13 protein-coding genes are annotated in these 14,565 nt (G+C 71.1%); 2 read left to right on the plus strand and 11 right to left on the minus strand.

The window, feature by feature from the left end; translation table 11 throughout:
• The first annotated feature begins 24 nt into the window (after positions 1-24).
• Positions 25-204 (plus strand): hemerythrin domain-containing protein, encoded by a 180-nt coding sequence (locus E1294_RS19170; RefSeq protein WP_132509927.1) that lies wholly within the window; start codon positions 25-27, stop codon positions 202-204.
• Here the strand turns inward: E1294_RS19170 and E1294_RS19175 are convergent.
• From E1294_RS19175 to E1294_RS19205, 7 genes are all read right to left on the minus strand, one after another.
• Positions 201-779, minus strand: coding sequence for a GTP-binding protein (locus tag E1294_RS19175; RefSeq protein WP_132509929.1), 579 nt, complete (start codon positions 777-779; stop codon positions 201-203). The genes E1294_RS19170 and E1294_RS19175 overlap by 4 nt on opposite strands.
• Positions 760-1,122 carry a DUF742 domain-containing protein gene (locus tag E1294_RS19180; RefSeq protein WP_132509931.1) on the minus strand — a complete coding sequence of 121 codons (363 nt, stop codon included), beginning with the start codon at positions 1,120-1,122 and terminating at the stop codon, positions 760-762. The genes E1294_RS19175 and E1294_RS19180 overlap by 20 nt, the downstream gene beginning before the upstream one ends.
• Positions 1,123-1,148: 26 nt before the next feature.
• Entirely contained in the window at positions 1,149-1,571 is a 423-nt protein-coding gene (locus E1294_RS19185) for a roadblock/LC7 domain-containing protein (RefSeq protein WP_132330743.1), read from the minus strand.
• 25 nt (positions 1,572-1,596) lie between these two features.
• The gene (locus tag E1294_RS19190) at positions 1,597-4,446 is read right to left on the minus strand and encodes a nitrate- and nitrite sensing domain-containing protein (RefSeq protein ID WP_165977370.1); all 2,850 of its coding nucleotides are present in this window, start codon (positions 4,444-4,446) and stop codon (positions 1,597-1,599) included.
• A 206-nt stretch (positions 4,447-4,652) separates the two neighbouring features.
• On the minus strand, positions 4,653-6,878 hold the full coding sequence (locus tag E1294_RS19195) for a [protein-PII] uridylyltransferase (RefSeq protein ID WP_132509935.1): 2,226 nt from the start codon (positions 6,876-6,878) through the stop codon (positions 4,653-4,655).
• Positions 6,879-6,939: 61 nt separating this feature from the next.
• A complete protein-coding gene (locus E1294_RS19200) occupies positions 6,940-7,278 on the minus strand; it encodes a P-II family nitrogen regulator (protein ID WP_132509937.1) in 339 nt (112 codons plus the stop codon).
• Complete coding sequence (locus tag E1294_RS19205; protein ID WP_132509939.1) at positions 7,275-8,588, minus strand: ammonium transporter; 1,314 nt, start codon at positions 8,586-8,588, stop codon at positions 7,275-7,277. Before E1294_RS19205 ends, E1294_RS19200 begins: the two co-directional genes overlap by 4 nt.
• Positions 8,589-8,794: 206 nt before the next feature.
• Here E1294_RS19205 and E1294_RS19210 point away from each other — a divergent pair, with 206 nt between their 5' ends.
• The gene (locus E1294_RS19210) at positions 8,795-9,718 is read left to right on the plus strand and encodes an ABC transporter substrate-binding protein (RefSeq protein WP_246083111.1); all 924 of its coding nucleotides are present in this window, start codon (positions 8,795-8,797) and stop codon (positions 9,716-9,718) included.
• A gap of 87 nt (positions 9,719-9,805) precedes the next feature.
• On the opposite strand, the gene E1294_RS19215 is transcribed toward E1294_RS19210, so the two are convergent.
• The 4 genes from E1294_RS19215 to E1294_RS19230 form a co-directional block, all read right to left on the minus strand.
• Entirely contained in the window at positions 9,806-10,585 is a 780-nt protein-coding gene (locus E1294_RS19215) for an MOSC domain-containing protein (protein WP_165977371.1), read from the minus strand.
• 273 nt (positions 10,586-10,858) lie between these two features.
• Entirely contained in the window at positions 10,859-11,800 is a 942-nt protein-coding gene (locus E1294_RS19220; RefSeq protein ID WP_132509943.1) for a sigma-70 family RNA polymerase sigma factor, read from the minus strand.
• 68 nt (positions 11,801-11,868) lie between these two features.
• On the minus strand, positions 11,869-13,056 hold the full coding sequence (gene hutI / locus E1294_RS19225) for an imidazolonepropionase (protein ID WP_132509945.1): 1,188 nt from the start codon (positions 13,054-13,056) through the stop codon (positions 11,869-11,871).
• Between the two features lie 181 nt (positions 13,057-13,237).
• Positions 13,238-14,551: a formimidoylglutamate deiminase gene (locus E1294_RS19230; RefSeq protein WP_132509959.1), complete on the minus strand. Its 1,314-nt coding sequence runs from the start codon at positions 14,549-14,551 to the stop codon at positions 13,238-13,240.
• Positions 14,552-14,565: the final 14 nt, after the last annotated feature.

The raw sequence follows: 14,565 nt of genomic DNA on the forward strand, positions 1-14,565 counted from the left end.
GGGCTGAAGGAGCCTCTCGACCGGTTGCGGAGCGAGCACGCCGTGGTCGCCAAGCTGGCCGAAGGGCTGAGGGCAGCCTCCGGAGCCGCGGCGCTCGACCGCATCGCCGGCGAGCTCGAGTCGCACTTCGCCTATGAGGAGGAGCAGCTCGTGCCGGTGCTCAACTCGCTCATCGACGTGCCGTGGAGCCGGCTGGAGCACTAGCGCACGGGAGCGGAGCGCAGCCGCACGACGTGCTCGACCAGCGAGATCAGCGTCGACTTGACCGCCTCGCGGTTGCGGGCGTCGGTGCGCACGATCGGCACCTGCGGCGACAGCGCCAGCGCCTCCCTGACCTCCTGGTCGGAGTGCGGGAACTGGCCCTCCCAGCCGTTGATACCGATCACGAACGGCAGCTTGGCCTCTTCGAAGTAGTCGATGGCCGGGAAACTGTCGGCCAGGCGGCGGGTGTCGAGCAGCACCACCGCGCCGATGGCTCCGCGCACCAGGTCGTCCCACATGAACCAGAACCGGTGCTGCCCGGGGGTGCCGAACAGATAGAGGATCAGGTCACGATCCAGCGACAGCCGGCCGAAGTCCATCGCCACGGTCGTGGTCTGCTTGTGGGGCGTCAGACCGAGGTCGTCGATGCCCGCGGACGCGTCGGTCATCACCGCTTCCGTCGTGAGCGGGAGGATCTCGGACACCGCCCCCACGAACGTCGTCTTGCCGACGCCGAACCCACCCGCGACGACGATCTTGGTCGACGTGAGGCCGGGGCTAGAGCCTGCGTAGTCCACTGAGCACCCTTTCGAGCATGTTGAGGTCTGGCTGTCCCTCGCTGAGGTGGGGCTGGTGCAGGCGGACAAGCCCTTCATCGGACATGTCCGCCACGAGCACCCTGGCGACGCCCAGCGGGACGCGGAGCAGGGCCGAGATCTCGGCGACCGACCGGAACGTCCTGCACAGCTGCATGATGGCCTCCTGCTCGGGGGTGAGCAGGGCCATCTCGTCGTCCGGGATCGACATCGACGAGATCAACGTCTCCATCGCGAGGTGATAGCGGGGCTCGGATCGTCCGCCGGTCACCGCGTAAGGGCGGAACAAGGGCTCGTCGTCCCCGGTCCCGTCAACGCCGTACACGACCCTCTCCCATCAGTTCCATCACATCACCGCGTCCTGGCCGCCTGGAGCTCCGCGCGCAGGGCCGGCGTGAGCGCCTGTCCCGCCCTGTCCACCAGCAGCGTCATCTGATAGGCCACGAGCCCCATGTCGCAGTCGGGCGCGGCCAGCACCGTGAGCACGGAACCGTCGCTGATCGCCATGACCAGGAGCAGGCCACGCTGCATCTCGACGACGGTCTGCGTCACCGACCCGCCCTCGAAGACCCTGGACGCGCCCACCGTCAGGCTCAGCAGGCCCGCGGAGACCGCGGCGAGCTGGTCGGCCCTGTCAGGTGGGAAGCCCTCCGACGCCGCCAGGCACAGACCGTCGGCTGAGACGACGACGGCGTGCGCCACACCTGGCGTGTTGCGGACGAAGTCGGTGATCAGCCAGTCGAAGCGATGTGCCTCATGGCTAAGGGTTGTCACGCATCCTCCCCAGCGGGACGCTTACTCACTCTTGTTCCTCCTGTCCACGTACTTCCTGGCGGGCCCGTCGCACACCCTGCTGGAAACCGGCCATCCGGCTGCGCATCCGGTCTGCGGAGACCGGTTGCGCGGAGGCCGGCCGTGGCGGCTGATGTTGCTGTGCCGCCTGGCCGGCCGCCGTGCCGGGGACCAGATTCGCCTTGGGGGTGCGCTTCGGAAGCCCGGCGGCGGTGATCCCGCCGAGACTCGGCTCGCTCGCGGCGGCCGCCGCCTGCCAACCGGCGTCAGCGGCCGTTCGCCACGCTTCCTCCCCAGAGCGTACGGCCTGCGCCGGCGTGGCATCACCGCCGCCCTCCGCCTGCGCCGCCTGCTCCTCGGGCGGCCTGCGGAACCAGGCCGACTCCACCGACGCGAAGATCGGCAGGAACTCTTCCTGCTCCTGCCCCACCGGCGACACGTCGACCGAAGGGACCAGGTCCGGCCTGCGCACGTCGTTCGTGGAATACGACGAGGGCGGCGGCGTCTGGAACGCGCCATTTCCGGATGGCGGAGACCCCTTGCTCGGGTACGACGGGTAGGTCCCGGAGTCGAACGAGGCCGGCTGCCTGCGGTAGGAACCGCCGTCGGTGTCGGCGGTGAAGCCGTTGACGCCCGCCCTGCCGGGATCGGACGGGTGCGTCCCGAACGCGGGCCCTGGCGCTCCCGGCGCGCTGTCGTACGCGCCCGCGCCGGACCGGGGCACTCCTGCTGCCCTGCCGTTGGCGCCCGGGCGGAGGGAGTCCGGGTCGAAGGAGCCGAAGCTGCCGAACGACCGGAACGTCCCGTTCGAGGTGGGCTGAACCGCCTGACCGGGCACACCGACCTGACCAGGCACACCCGCTTGGCCAGCCACACCCGCCTGACCGGGCACACCCGCCTGACCTGGCACGGTCCCGCCGCCGAACGCCGGCCGCTGCGGCAGCGGCTGCTGCGCGCCGTCGGCGATCAGCGCCGGCGGCAGCAGCACCATGGCGATCAGCCCCGCGCCCTCGCCCTTCCTGAGCTGCACCCTGATGCCGTGGCGCAGCGCCAGCCGGCCGACCACGAACAGACCCATGCGCCGGGAGACCGACACGTCCACGACCGGGGGCTCGGCCAGGCGGCGGTTGGCCTCGGCCAGTTCCTCCTCGGTCATGCTGATGCCGGTGTCGGCCACCGACACCAGCGCGCCGCCGCCCTCGATGAGGCTGCTGGTCACCGTGACCTGGGAGTTGTTCGGGGAGAACTGGATGGCGTTCTCGACCAGCTCGGCGACCAGGTGGACCAGGTCGTTGGCGGCGCTGCCGACCACCGAGGTGGCCCGGTGCACCTTGACCTGGACACGCTCGTAGCCCTCGACCTCCGACAGCGCGGCGCGTACGACGTCGACCAGCTTGGCCGGCTGGCTGCGGCGGCGGGTGGCCTCGTGGCCGGCCAGGACCAGCAGGTTCTCGGAGTTGCGGCGCATGCGGGTGGCCAGGTGGTCGAGTTTGAACAGGTCGGCCAGCCGGCCACCGTCCTGCTCGCCCTTCTCCAGGCCGTCGATCAGCGAGATCTGCCGCTCGACCAGCGTCTGGGTCCGGCGCGAGAGGTTGACGAACATCGAGCTGATGTTGCTGCGCAGCTCGGCCTCCTCGCCCGCCAGCCGCACGGCCTGCCGGTGCACCTGGTCGAAGGCCCTGGCCACCTCGCCGATCTCGTCGTTGCCCTCAACCTCGATGGGGCGTACCTCGCCCACGGAGCCGTCACCGCTGACGCGCAGCCGCCGCACCACGTCGGGGAGCCGGAAGCCGGCGATCTCCAGGGCCTCGGTGCGCAGCCGGCGCAGCGGGCCGACCATGGACCGGGCGATGGCCACGGTGAGGAGCAGGACGAGCAGCAGCAGCGCCACGATGAGCACTCCCGCGATGACCGCGTTGCGGATCTCGGCGCTGCGCAGTTCCTGGCTGCGCAGGCCGACCTTGCCCGCCAGGTCCTCCTCGATCCCGTGGAGCACCTCGATGGTGGTCGTGTTCTGCTTGAACCACTGCTCGCGGTCACCCGTGGCGGAGATCAGGTTCTCGGTGATCCGCGCGCCCGGCGACCGGCCGCTGACCAGCGTGATCGCGCGTGACTTGGTGAGCTGGACGTTGACGTATTCCTCGGTGCCGGTCAGCCGCCTGGACAGGGCGAGCCCGACGTCGGGGCCGGCCTCCGCGCCGACGGCGGCGATGTCGCTCTGCTGGCGCGCGTTGGAGGCGATGAACGCCTCGACCTCTTCGGCGCCCACCCGCTGGGTGTTGTAGGAGGCCTGGATCAGCTGGACGCGCTGCCGGGAAATCTCCTCCTTGGCCGACGCGAGTGCGCTCAGCGCGCGGAACTGGCCGATGATCTGCGAGTCGTCGGACAGCAGGCTCAGCTCGTCGTGCAGCCTGAGCAGGGTGTCGGTGAGGAAGTCGTAGCGGACGGAGTCGGTCTGGCCCTCGTCCCGGATCTGGTCCAGCCGGCTCAGGTCGTATTTCGCCTGGTCGGCGGCCTTGACGATGCGGGGGCCGTAAGACGCGTCCATCGTGTCGAGGTCGGACCGCACGGCCTTGACCAGCGTGTCGACGGCGGCCTTGCGCTGCTCCAGCGGGGCGGCGAGCTTCTTGCGCAGGGCACGGCCGGCGCCGGCCCAGCCGGCGGTGTCACGCTCCAGCCCGATCGCCTGCACGAGGTCGCGGATGCGCCCGGACTGCTCGGCGCCGATGGCCGTGCGGTCGTAGACGCCGATGCTCTGGACCGACTCGACCACGCGCGCTCCCCCGAGCACGACGCCGGCGATGGTGGGCACCAGGATGAGCGCGGTGAGCCGCCACCGCACGCGCCAGTTGCGCAAGCCGAAGCGAGGCAGTGACCGCCGTTCGCGGTCTCGCTGCGCGGCTGGGCCGCCGGAGTTCCCCGTAGTCACTGCTTCCGCTACCCCTCAATCGTCCCCTCAGTCAACGGGCCCTCAAGCCGTCCACAAGGTATCCACAGCATCCGACTTACCAGGCATTTCGGACACCATTGTTACAAAGATGTCCGCCAGTCGTGTGCTGTTGGTTATCTCAGTGCGGCAAGCACTTGATCGCGGACTTGAGCCCTCTGCGCGTCGCCGCTGAGGGAGCGACCGGCGCGATCCACTACGTAGAAGACGTCCACCGCCTCCGCGCCGAGAGTCTCCACGCGGGCGGCCCTCACGTCAAGACCGCACTCACCGAACGCCCGTCCAATGCGCCACAGCAGCCCCGGCCTGTCATGGGCCCTGACTTCCACCACGGTGGCGGTCGCGGAAGCATCGTCCACCAACGTCACGCGGGGTGGGGCGACGGGCACGCGAGGCGGCCTCATGGAGCGCGTACGGCGGGCCAGCCGCTGCTCGATGTCAAGGCGCCCAGCAAGGACGAGACGGAGATCGGCCTCCAGCGTCGCGGGGTCGGGCGGCGAGCCGTACTCGGGGATGACGGAGAACTCGATCACGGCCGTGGACCCCGCGGAGGCGGCCGAGGCGGAGCGTACGACGAGCCGGTGCGCGGCGAGCACGCCCGCGGCGCTCCACAGCAGGCCCACCCGGTCGGGAGCGACGACCGTGACCGCTCCCCCGTTGACGCGTACGGCGCCGCCGCCGTGCCGGGCGAGCGCGGCCTGCTCGGCCGAGAGCATGGGCGGCCTGGGCGGGGGCGAGCCGGCGAGCATGGACCTGACGCGGCGCACGAGGTCGGCGACGAGCCCCGCCTTCCAGCCGTTCCACGCCGCAGGGCCGGTCGCGTTGCCGTCGGCGACCGCCAGCGCGGCCAGCAGGTCGAGGACCTCCCGCGTGCCGACCGTGGCCGCGACCTTCTCGATCGTGACGGGGTCGTCGAGGTCCCTGCGGGTGGCGGTCTCCGGCAGCAGCAGGTGGTGGCGGACGACGGTCGCGAGGATCTCCACGTCGGATGCGGGCAGGCCGATGCGGGTGGCGATGTCGCGGACCACGACCTCGCCGGTCGCCGAGTGGTCGCCGGGCCACCCCTTGCCGATGTCGTGCAGCAGCGCCCCGATCAGCAGGAGATCGGGACGGGAGACCTCGCGGGTGTGGCTGGCGGCGTTCGCGGCGGCCTCGATCAGGTGCCGGTCGACCGTGAACCGGTGGATCGGATTGCGCTGCGGACGGTGGCGTACACGCTCCCAGTCAGGAAGCAGCTTGACAAGGATGCCCGCCTGGTCGAGCTCCTCCCACACGGGCACCGCGGCGCGGCCCGCGCCGAGGACCGACACCAGCGCGTCGCGCGCCTCCTCGGGCCACGGCACCGGCATCGGCGGCGACTGAGCAGCCAGAACGGACACCGTGGCGGGGGCGAGCGGCAGCCCCGAGTCCGCCGCCGCGGCGGCGGCCCGCAACACCAGGACGGGGTCCTTGCGCGGGTCGACCCCCCGGGCGAGCACCACCTCGCCGCCGTGCTCGACCACGCCGTCCGCCAGCGGGCGGCGGCCCCGGGGAGCGGGGCCTGACAGGAGCCTGTCAACGGTGCGCCAGGTGGCGTCGAACGCGTGGGAGATGGTGCGGCCCGCCTCGGCGAGCCTGCGCATCAGCGCCTCGGCGTCGAGCAGGCCGAGCAACCCGGCCACCGCGTCCTGCTCCTGCAACACCAGCCGGTCGGTGCCACGGCCGGTGACGACGTGCAGCGCGTGCCGCACGTCGAGGATGAGCTCGTACGCCTCTCGCGCCCGGGGGCCGGGCGCCGAGGCGACCCAGGCGGCGGACACCGCCTGCATGGCCTGGACGTCGCGGAGCCCGCCGCGGCCGTCCCTCAGATCGGGTTCGAGGAGGAAGGCCAGCTCGCCGCTGGCGCGGGCCCGCTGGTCTGCGGCGGCGCGCAACTCCCCGAGCCGGCGCCGGGAGTCGGCCCGCCACTCGGCGAGCACCGCCTCCCTGGCCTTGCGGGTCAGCTCGGGATCGCCCGCCACGTGCCTGGCCTGGATGAGGCCGAGCACGGCCTTCAGGTCCTGCCGGGCGACGGTCACCGCCTCCTCGACGGTGCGGACCGAATGGTCCAGGTTGACCGCCGAGTCCCAGATCGGATACCAGATCCGGTCGGCGATCCTGGCGACGTCGGCCCGCCCTTTGTGCAGCAGGACGAGGTCGAGGTCGCTGCCGGGGGCCAGCTCGCCCCTGCCCAGGCTTCCGACGGCGACCAGCGAGACGTGCTGGCCGTCGCTGGCCGTGCGGAAGAGATCCCTGAGCCAGCGGTCGGTGTCCGCGGCCCGCTCCTTGCGCGCCGCGGCGTACGAACGGGCCTCGCCCCTCACTCCTGCGCCCCCTTGCCGAGCTCCGCCCGGACCCCGTCGTCCGGGCGTCGCCTGGGTTTCCTCACAGGGCCTCCGGGCCCCTCTCTCCCGTGCGCACGCGGATGACGGTGTCCACGGGCACGGACCAGACCTTGCCGTCACCGATCTTGCCGGTGTGCGCGGCCTTGACGATGACGTCGATCACGTCCTCGGTGTCATCCTCTTCCGCGAGGACCTCGATCCTGACCTTCGGCACCAGGTCGACCTGGTATTCGGCGCCGCGGTAGACCTCGGTGTGGCCGCGCTGCCGGCCGTAGCCGCTCGCCTCGCTGACCGTCATGCCCTTGATGCCGAACTGCTCGAGGGCGGCCTTGACGTCGTCCAGCTTGAAGGGCTTGACGATCGCCGTGATGAGCCTCATGCGTCCACCTTCTTCGTCGCGGGAGCGGTGACGGGGCCGTTGGGCGAGCTCACGCCGGAGGCGTGAACGGTGCCGAGGTCGTAGCCGGTCTCGGCATGGGTGGTGATGTCGACGCCGGTGACCTCGTCCTCGGTGGAGACGCGGAAGCCCATCGTCCTGTCGATGATCTTGCCGATGATCCAGGTGAGGATGAAGGAGTAGCCGCCGACCGCGACGGGACCGAGCACCTGCAGGCCCAGCTGGCCGACGCCGCCGCCGTAGAACAGGCCTTCGCTCTGCTGCTCCAGGAAGGGGTAGGCGGCCAGGAAGCCCAGGGAGACGGCGCCGACCACGCCGCCGACGAGGTGCACGCCGACCACGTCGAGGGAGTCGTCGAAGCCGAGCTTGTACTTCAGGCCCACGGCGTAGGCGCAGATCGCGCCGGCCAGCAGGCCGATGACCATCGCCGCCCACGGGTCGACGAAACCACAGGCCGGGGTGATGGCGACCAGACCGGCGACCGCGCCGGAGGCGGCGCCCAGGCTGGTGGCGTGCCCGTCGCGCAGCTTCTCCACGACGAGCCAGGCGCCCACGGCGACCGCGGTGGCGACCTGCGTGTTCAGGAAGGCCAGGCCGGCCGTGCCGTCGACCGCGAGCTCCGAGCCGGCGTTGAAGCCGAACCAGCCGAACCACAGCAGGGCGGCGCCGAGCAGCACCAACGTCAGGTTGTGCGGCCGCATCGGCTCCTTGCGCCAGCCCTGCCGCTTGCCGAGCACGAGAGCGAGCGCGAGCGCCGCGGCTCCGGCGTTGATGTGCACGACGGTGCCGCCGGCGAAGTCCTCGATGCCCATGGTGTTGAGCCAGCCGGTGCCCCACACCCAGTGCGCGACCGGGAAGTAGACGACCGTGGCCCAGATGACGGTGAAGAGCATCCACGCCCCGAACTTCGCCCTGTCCGCGATCGCGCCGCTGATCAGCGCGACGGTGATGATGGCGAAGGTCATCTGGAACATGGAGAAGACGAGGCTCGGCATGCCGGTGCCGTCGTCCGCGGTGGCGGTGTCGACCAGGCTCTGCAGGCCCAGGGCGTCGAAGCCGCCGACGAAGGTGTTGAGGGCCGAGCTGGGGTTGTCGGTGAAGGCCAGCGAGTGCCCGAAGAGCATCCAGGTGATGGTGACGGTGACGATGGCGCCGAACGACATCATCATCATGTTCAGGACACTCTTGGCCCTGGTCATGCCCCCGTAGAAGAACGCGAGGCCCGGAGTCATCAACAGCACCATTGCGGCGGCTGTGAGCATCCAGGCAGTCGTGCCGCTATCGATCTTCACGACGCGACCCTCCTTACATGTGACGTGTGGCCACAGCGTGTTCGGCCGGGGTTTCGTGGCTCGACCAGGTGTGTTTCACATTCGTGAATCTCGCCGTACGGGTGTTTCTGGCACGTTTCGGCCTTCTCACAGGCACGGTTTCGGCATCGCACTATCGGAGCGTGGAATACTTAGGCTTGCCTAACCTAAACGATCAAGGAATGCCCATGCGTCTCCGCCTGGCCCTCGCCGCCGCGCTCTCCTTCGCCCTCGTCGCCTGCGGTAGTTCCACCTCCTCACAGCAGGCCGGTCCCACGCGGACCGTCAAGCACGCCATGGGCGAGACCAAGGTGCCCATGACCCCCAAGCGGGTGGTGGTGCTCGACACCGACAAGCTCGACACCATGATCTCGCTCGGCCTCACGCCCGTCGGCGCCGCGCAGGCCGCCCAGAACCAGACCTGGCCCGAATACCTCGGCCCCGCACTCAAGTCCACCAAGGCGGTGGGCACCCTCCAGGAGCTGAACATCGAGGCCATCATGGCCCTGAAACCAGACCTCATCCTCGGCTCCAAGTTCCGGCAGGCCCCCTTCTACGACAAGCTCAGCAAGATCGCGCCCACCGTCTTCACCGATCGCGTCGGCATCACCTGGAAGGAGAACTTCCTGCTCGACGCGGAGGCGCTGGGCAAGAAGGAACAGGCCACGCGGCTGCTGTCGGACTACGAGACACGGGCCGAGCAGGTGGGGGCGAAGTTCTCGAAGCTGGAGGTGAGCATCGTGCGCTTCATGCCCACCGAGATCCGGATGTACGGGCCCGAGTCGTTCAGCGGCATCGTGCTGGGCGACGCGGCCATCCCGCGGCCCGAGGCGCAGCAACTGGCCGGCCAGGACGACAAGCGCTTCGGCAAGCTGAGCCAGGAGAACATCGCCAAGGCCGACGGTGACGCGATCTTCTACAGCGCGTACGGCGATGCCGCCGCCAAGTCACAGGCCACGGTCACCGCCGGTCCGCTGTGGAAGAACCTGAAGGCCGTCACGTCGGGCAACGCCCACCACGTGGACGACGAGATCTGGATGACCGGCATCGGCGTCACGGCCGCCGGCAAGATCCTCGACGATCTGGACGAGCACCTCACCCCGCTGGTGTGACAGGCCCGGGGGCGCACCCTGGCACCCGACGGAATCTACATCCACGTCGTGACAGGTCCGAAGCGCACCCTGGCACCGGACCGGAATCTACGTCGATGACGTGACCCGTCCGAGGCGCACCCGGTCGCCCTTCCTGACCTGGCCGGGCCGCAGCACCTGCGCGTAGACCCCCGCGCACGGCTGCGGCCCCATGTCGAACACCGGCACCCGGTTGTGCCTGGCCACGGTGCGCAGCGCCTCGGTGTCGCGCTCCAGCGGCCCGTGCGCCAGCGTCGGCACGGCGCAGCGAGGGGTGGTCACGATGACCTTCAGCACCACCTCGTCGCCGACGTGCAGCTCCCGGCCCGTCCAGGCGTTCTCGGGAAAACCCTCCGCGTCCGTCGCGATCACGAGGTTGGGACGGTAGCGGACGGCCTCGACGTGCCCGCGCGGGCTGAGCGCGCCGATCCGCGCCACGGCGGAGGTGGAGATCAGGTGGATCGGGGCGAAGTCGAAGAACGTGCCGCCCGGTGATGCCCCGCCGAGTGTGCCGACGGTGTGGGACACCTCGGCCTCGATCCCCTCGGCCAGCACCTGCTCCGGCACCGACCGTTCGAACTCGGCGTCCGCCGGCGGCACGTCGATCACCCGCACCTCGCGCCCGAGCCTCCGCGACAGCTCCTCGTCACCGGGGACGCGGGCGCCCTCGATGGTCAGCAGGCCACGCCAGAGCCGCGGGTTCTTCACGCTCGCGATCTTGCCCGTGGTGACGTCGAGCACCGCCCGCGCCCGATCCCCCGCGAGCCCGCGCTCGGCCACCTCGCTCCGCACGACCTCCTCGCCCAGCATCGACTTGACGGGATAGCGGCGCAACGTCTCCACATGCATGCCCCGACCCTATGCGCCCATGACCGTACGGACGCCCCCGCATCATCTGACGCCCCCCGCATCACCTGGCCTCCCGCACACCGCCCGCATGCCGCCCGCGCGCCGTCGTGTCAGAACAAGCTTTGGGGAACCCCCTCGGGCCGGGCGCCGCACTGCGTGCCTCCGGCCCGCTGGACTCGCCGTGGACCTGGGATGCGGCCCGATCGTCGCGCAACACGCGACGGCGCCGCAAGGCCGTGGCGGTGTGCGTCATCACGCTTCGGGCGGCGGCACTCAGGCGGCGGCGGTGGCCATCTTGCGCAGGCGGGCCAGCGCGTCGCGCTCGATGCGGCGGGCGCGGTCGCGGCCGATGCCGTAACGCTCACCGACCTCCGTGAGCGTGTGCTCACGGCCGTCGAGCAGGCCGTAGCGCCAGCGCAGCATCTCGCTGGTGACGCCCTCGAGCCCGGTCAGCCATTCGTTCAGCCGCTCCCGCTCCAGGATGTCGATGGCCTGCTGCTCGGGATCCGCCCACGTCTCATCGGCGATCATGTCGCCCAGCTCGGTCTCGTCCTCGTCGCCCACCCCGAGCTGGAGCGAGACCGGATCGGACGCCCACCGCCGCAGCTCCCGCACCCGCTCGATCGGCAGGTCGAGGATCTCGGCCAGGTCGTCGTCGGTCGGCTCGGCGTCGAACTCCGCCAGGATGTCGCGCCGCACGCGCATCAACCGGGTCATCTGCTCGCCCGCGTGCGTGGGCAGCCGCACCGGCCGCGCCTGCTCGTGGATGGCCCGCCCCACCGACTGCCTGATCCACCACGTCGCGTAGGTGGAGAACTTGTAGCCCCGCCGGTAGTCGAACTTCTCCACGGCCCGGACCAGGCCCAGGTTTCCTTCCTGCACCAGATCGATGAGCGGCATCCCCCGGCCGGAGTATTTCCTGGCCACCGCCACCACCAGGCGCAGGTTGGCCTGGATGAACTCGTCTTTCGCCCGCTGGCCGGAAATGGCCAGGCGCTCCAGCTCCTCGTCCGCCGCGTCCCCGATGCGCGGCTCCGAGCCCCCGCTGTCGAGCAACTGCTCGGCGAAGAGTCCCGCCTCTATCCGCTTGGCGAGCTCCACCTCTTCTTCCGCCGTGAGCAGCGGGACCCGGCCGATCTCGGCCAGATAGGTCCCCAGCAGGTCGCGATCGGCGACATGCTGCTCTTGCGTGCGACTCCCCGTAGGCCTTGCCATCCCCAGGCACCTCGTTCCCGCAGCTGCGTTCCCTACCGGGCCAACGTCCGGCCAGAGGCAAAGATTCCCTAAAGCACTACGTCCGAGGGAGGGTTCTGGATGTCCTCCTCAAGGAGGAGACCGTTGTGAAACACCTGGTGGACAAGGGGAACGCCAGGTCTGTAGGCGAGATGCACATAAGACGGGGCGTCGAGGATGACGATGTCCGCGCGGGCTCCGGGCCGCAACCAGCCTACGTCCGTACGCCGGAGTGCGCGTGCCCCGCCGTACGTGGCCGCCCTGATCGCCTCCAGCGGCGTCATCCGCATCTCGCGTACGGCCAGCGCCACGCAGAACGCCATCGACGACGTGAACGACGACCCCGGGTTGCAGTCGGTCGCCAGCGCCACCGTCGCTCCCGCGTCGAGCAGCCGCCGCGCGTCCGGGTACGGCGACCGCGTGGAGAACTCCGCCCCGGGCAGCAGCGTCGCCACGGTGCCGGAGGAGGCCAGCGCGTCCACGTCGGCCGGCGTGAGGTGGGTGCAGTGGTCGGCGGAGGCGGCGCCGATCTCGCAGGCTATCCGCACGCCCGGCCCCTCGGTCAGCTGGTTGGCGTGCACCCGCGCCCCGAGCCCCGCCTTCACGCCCGCCGTCAGGATCTCCCGCGTCTGGTCACCGTCGAACGCCCCGCGCTCGCAGAACACGTCCACCCACTTCGCGTAGGGGGCGCACGCTTCGAGCATCTCCCCGGCGACGAGCCGCACGTACGCGTCGGCGTCCATGCCGGAGGGCACGACGTGCGCGCCGAGGAAGGTGGTCTCGTCGGTCAGCACGGTGGCGAGCTCCAGGCAGCGGCGCTCGTCCTCGACAGACAGGCCGTACCCGCTCTTGATCTCCACGGTGGTCGTGCCCTGGGCGAGCATCTCGTTCACCAGGCCGAAGGCGCGGGTGGCCAGCTCGGCGTCGCCGGCCCCGCGGGTGGCGGCGACCGTCGTCCTGATGCCTCCACCGGTGTAGGGCTCGCCGGACATGCGGGCCTGGAACTCGGCGGTCCTGTCGCCGGCGAAGACCAGGTGGGCGTGGCTGTCGACGAAGCCAGGGATGACGGCCCTGCCCCCGGCGTCCACGCGCTCGTCGGCGTCGGGCGCCCGGCTCGCGGGCCCGGCCCAGGCGAGCAGGCCGTTGTCGATGACGAGTGCCGCGTCGGGGATCTCCTCGCGTTCCGGGTCGCCGGTGTACAGGAGCCTGATCCCGTCGATCAGCGTCGTGCCCGTCATGGGTTCCTCCTGAGTGGTCGGTCTTCGCCAGGTGCCGATCAACGCGGTCGTCGCAGGGCTGCGCTCTGGGGACATCGCCGGGATCCGGCCCGGGCGGTCACCACAGGGATGCGAGCGGTCACCGCGGAGATCAGGGCGTTCATCGCGGGGGTCCGGTCGGCCATCGCCGAGATCCGGGAGGTCACCGCAGGGCGCCGATCGCCTCGCTGAGCATGGGACCGACGTCGCCGAGCAGGTGGCGGCCCTCGGTGACCACGCGCCGGCCGCCGGAGACGACCGCGTGCACGTCGGCCGCCGTGGCCGCGTACACCACCGCCTCCAGCCCGCGCGCGCCCGCCGTGCGCACGGAGTCGAGCCGTACGGACACCAGGTCGGCCCACGCGCCCGGCACGAGCAGGCCCGCGCCGGGGAAGCCGAGCGAGGTGTGGCCCGTGACGGTGGCGGCGGCGAGCAGCTCGTCGGCGCGCCAGTGGCCGCGCTTGTGGCTGGCCAGCCGCTCGTCCAGCTCGACCGCCCTGGCCTCCTCGAACAGGTCGATCACGGCGTGGCTGTCGGAGCCGAGCGTGATGGACGCCCCGCGGTCGGCCGCCGCCCGGGCTGGGCCGACGCCGTCGGCGAGGTCGCGTTCGGTGGTGGGGCACATGCAGACGTAGGAGCCCGACTGGCCGAGCAGCTCGATGTCCACGTCGGCCAGGTGGGTGGCGTGCACAGCGGTCGAGCGCGGCCCCAGCACCCCCCGCTCGTGCAGCACCTGGACGGGCGTGGCCGCGTACATCTCGACGCACGCGGTGTTCTCCGCCTGCTGCTCCGAGACGTGCACGTGCAGGGGCGCCGCGTTGCGGTGGGAGAACTCGGCCACGACCGGCATCTGCTCGGGCGGCACCGCGCGCACGGAGTGCACGGCCGCGCCGATCTCCACGTCGGGCTGCCCTTCGTACGCCGCCGCCAGCTCCTCCGCCCTGGCGTCCCAGCCTTCGGCGTCGCCGTCGGTGAAGCGCAGCTGCGTACCGGCCAGGGGCGCGCCGATGCCTCCGGACAGGTAGCAGGTGTCGAGCAGCGCGATGCGCAGGCCGGCGTCGCGGGCGGCCTGGATGAGGGCGTGGCCCATCGCGTTGGGGTCGTCGTATGGGTGGCCGTCCTCGGCGTGGTGCAGGTAGTGGAACTCGCCCACGCACGTCACCCCGGCCAGCGCCATCTCGGCGTAGACGGCCCTGGCCAGGCGGAGGTAGGAGTCGGGGTCGAGCTTGGCGGCCACCGTGTACATCCGCTCGCGCCAGGTCCAGAAGTCGCCCTTGCCCTCCTGGGCGCTGCCGCGCAGCGCGCGGTGGAAGGCGTGGGAGTGGGCGTTGGCCAGGCCGGGGATGGTGAGCCCTGCCAGCCGCTCGGCGGAGCCCGGCGGGCCCTGGCCGATGCGCGCGATCCTGGCGCCTTCGATCTCGATGAGCACGCCGTCGGTGACGCCGTCGGGCAACCACGCCTGCTCGCACCAGTACACGCGGGGGGCTTCGC

Origin of the sequence: Nonomuraea diastatica (genome assembly GCF_004349015.1) — a bacterium.
GTDB lineage: Bacteria > Actinomycetota > Actinomycetes > Streptosporangiales > Streptosporangiaceae > Nonomuraea > Nonomuraea diastatica.

Coding starts and splice junctions, on each gene's coding strand:
- E1294_RS19200 (WP_132509937.1), bottom strand. CDS start 7,278: ATGAGGCTCATCACGGCGATCGTCAAGCCCTTCAAGCTGGACGACGTC.
- E1294_RS19210 (WP_246083111.1), top strand. CDS start 8,795: ATGCGTCTCCGCCTGGCCCTCGCCGCCGCGCTCTCCTTCGCCCTCGTC.
- E1294_RS19215 (WP_165977371.1), bottom strand. CDS start 10,585: ATGCATGTGGAGACGTTGCGCCGCTATCCCGTCAAGTCGATGCTGGGC.
- E1294_RS19220 (WP_132509943.1), bottom strand. CDS start 11,800: ATGGCAAGGCCTACGGGGAGTCGCACGCAAGAGCAGCATGTCGCCGAT.
- hutI (WP_132509945.1), bottom strand. CDS start 13,056: ATGACGGGCACGACGCTGATCGACGGGATCAGGCTCCTGTACACCGGC.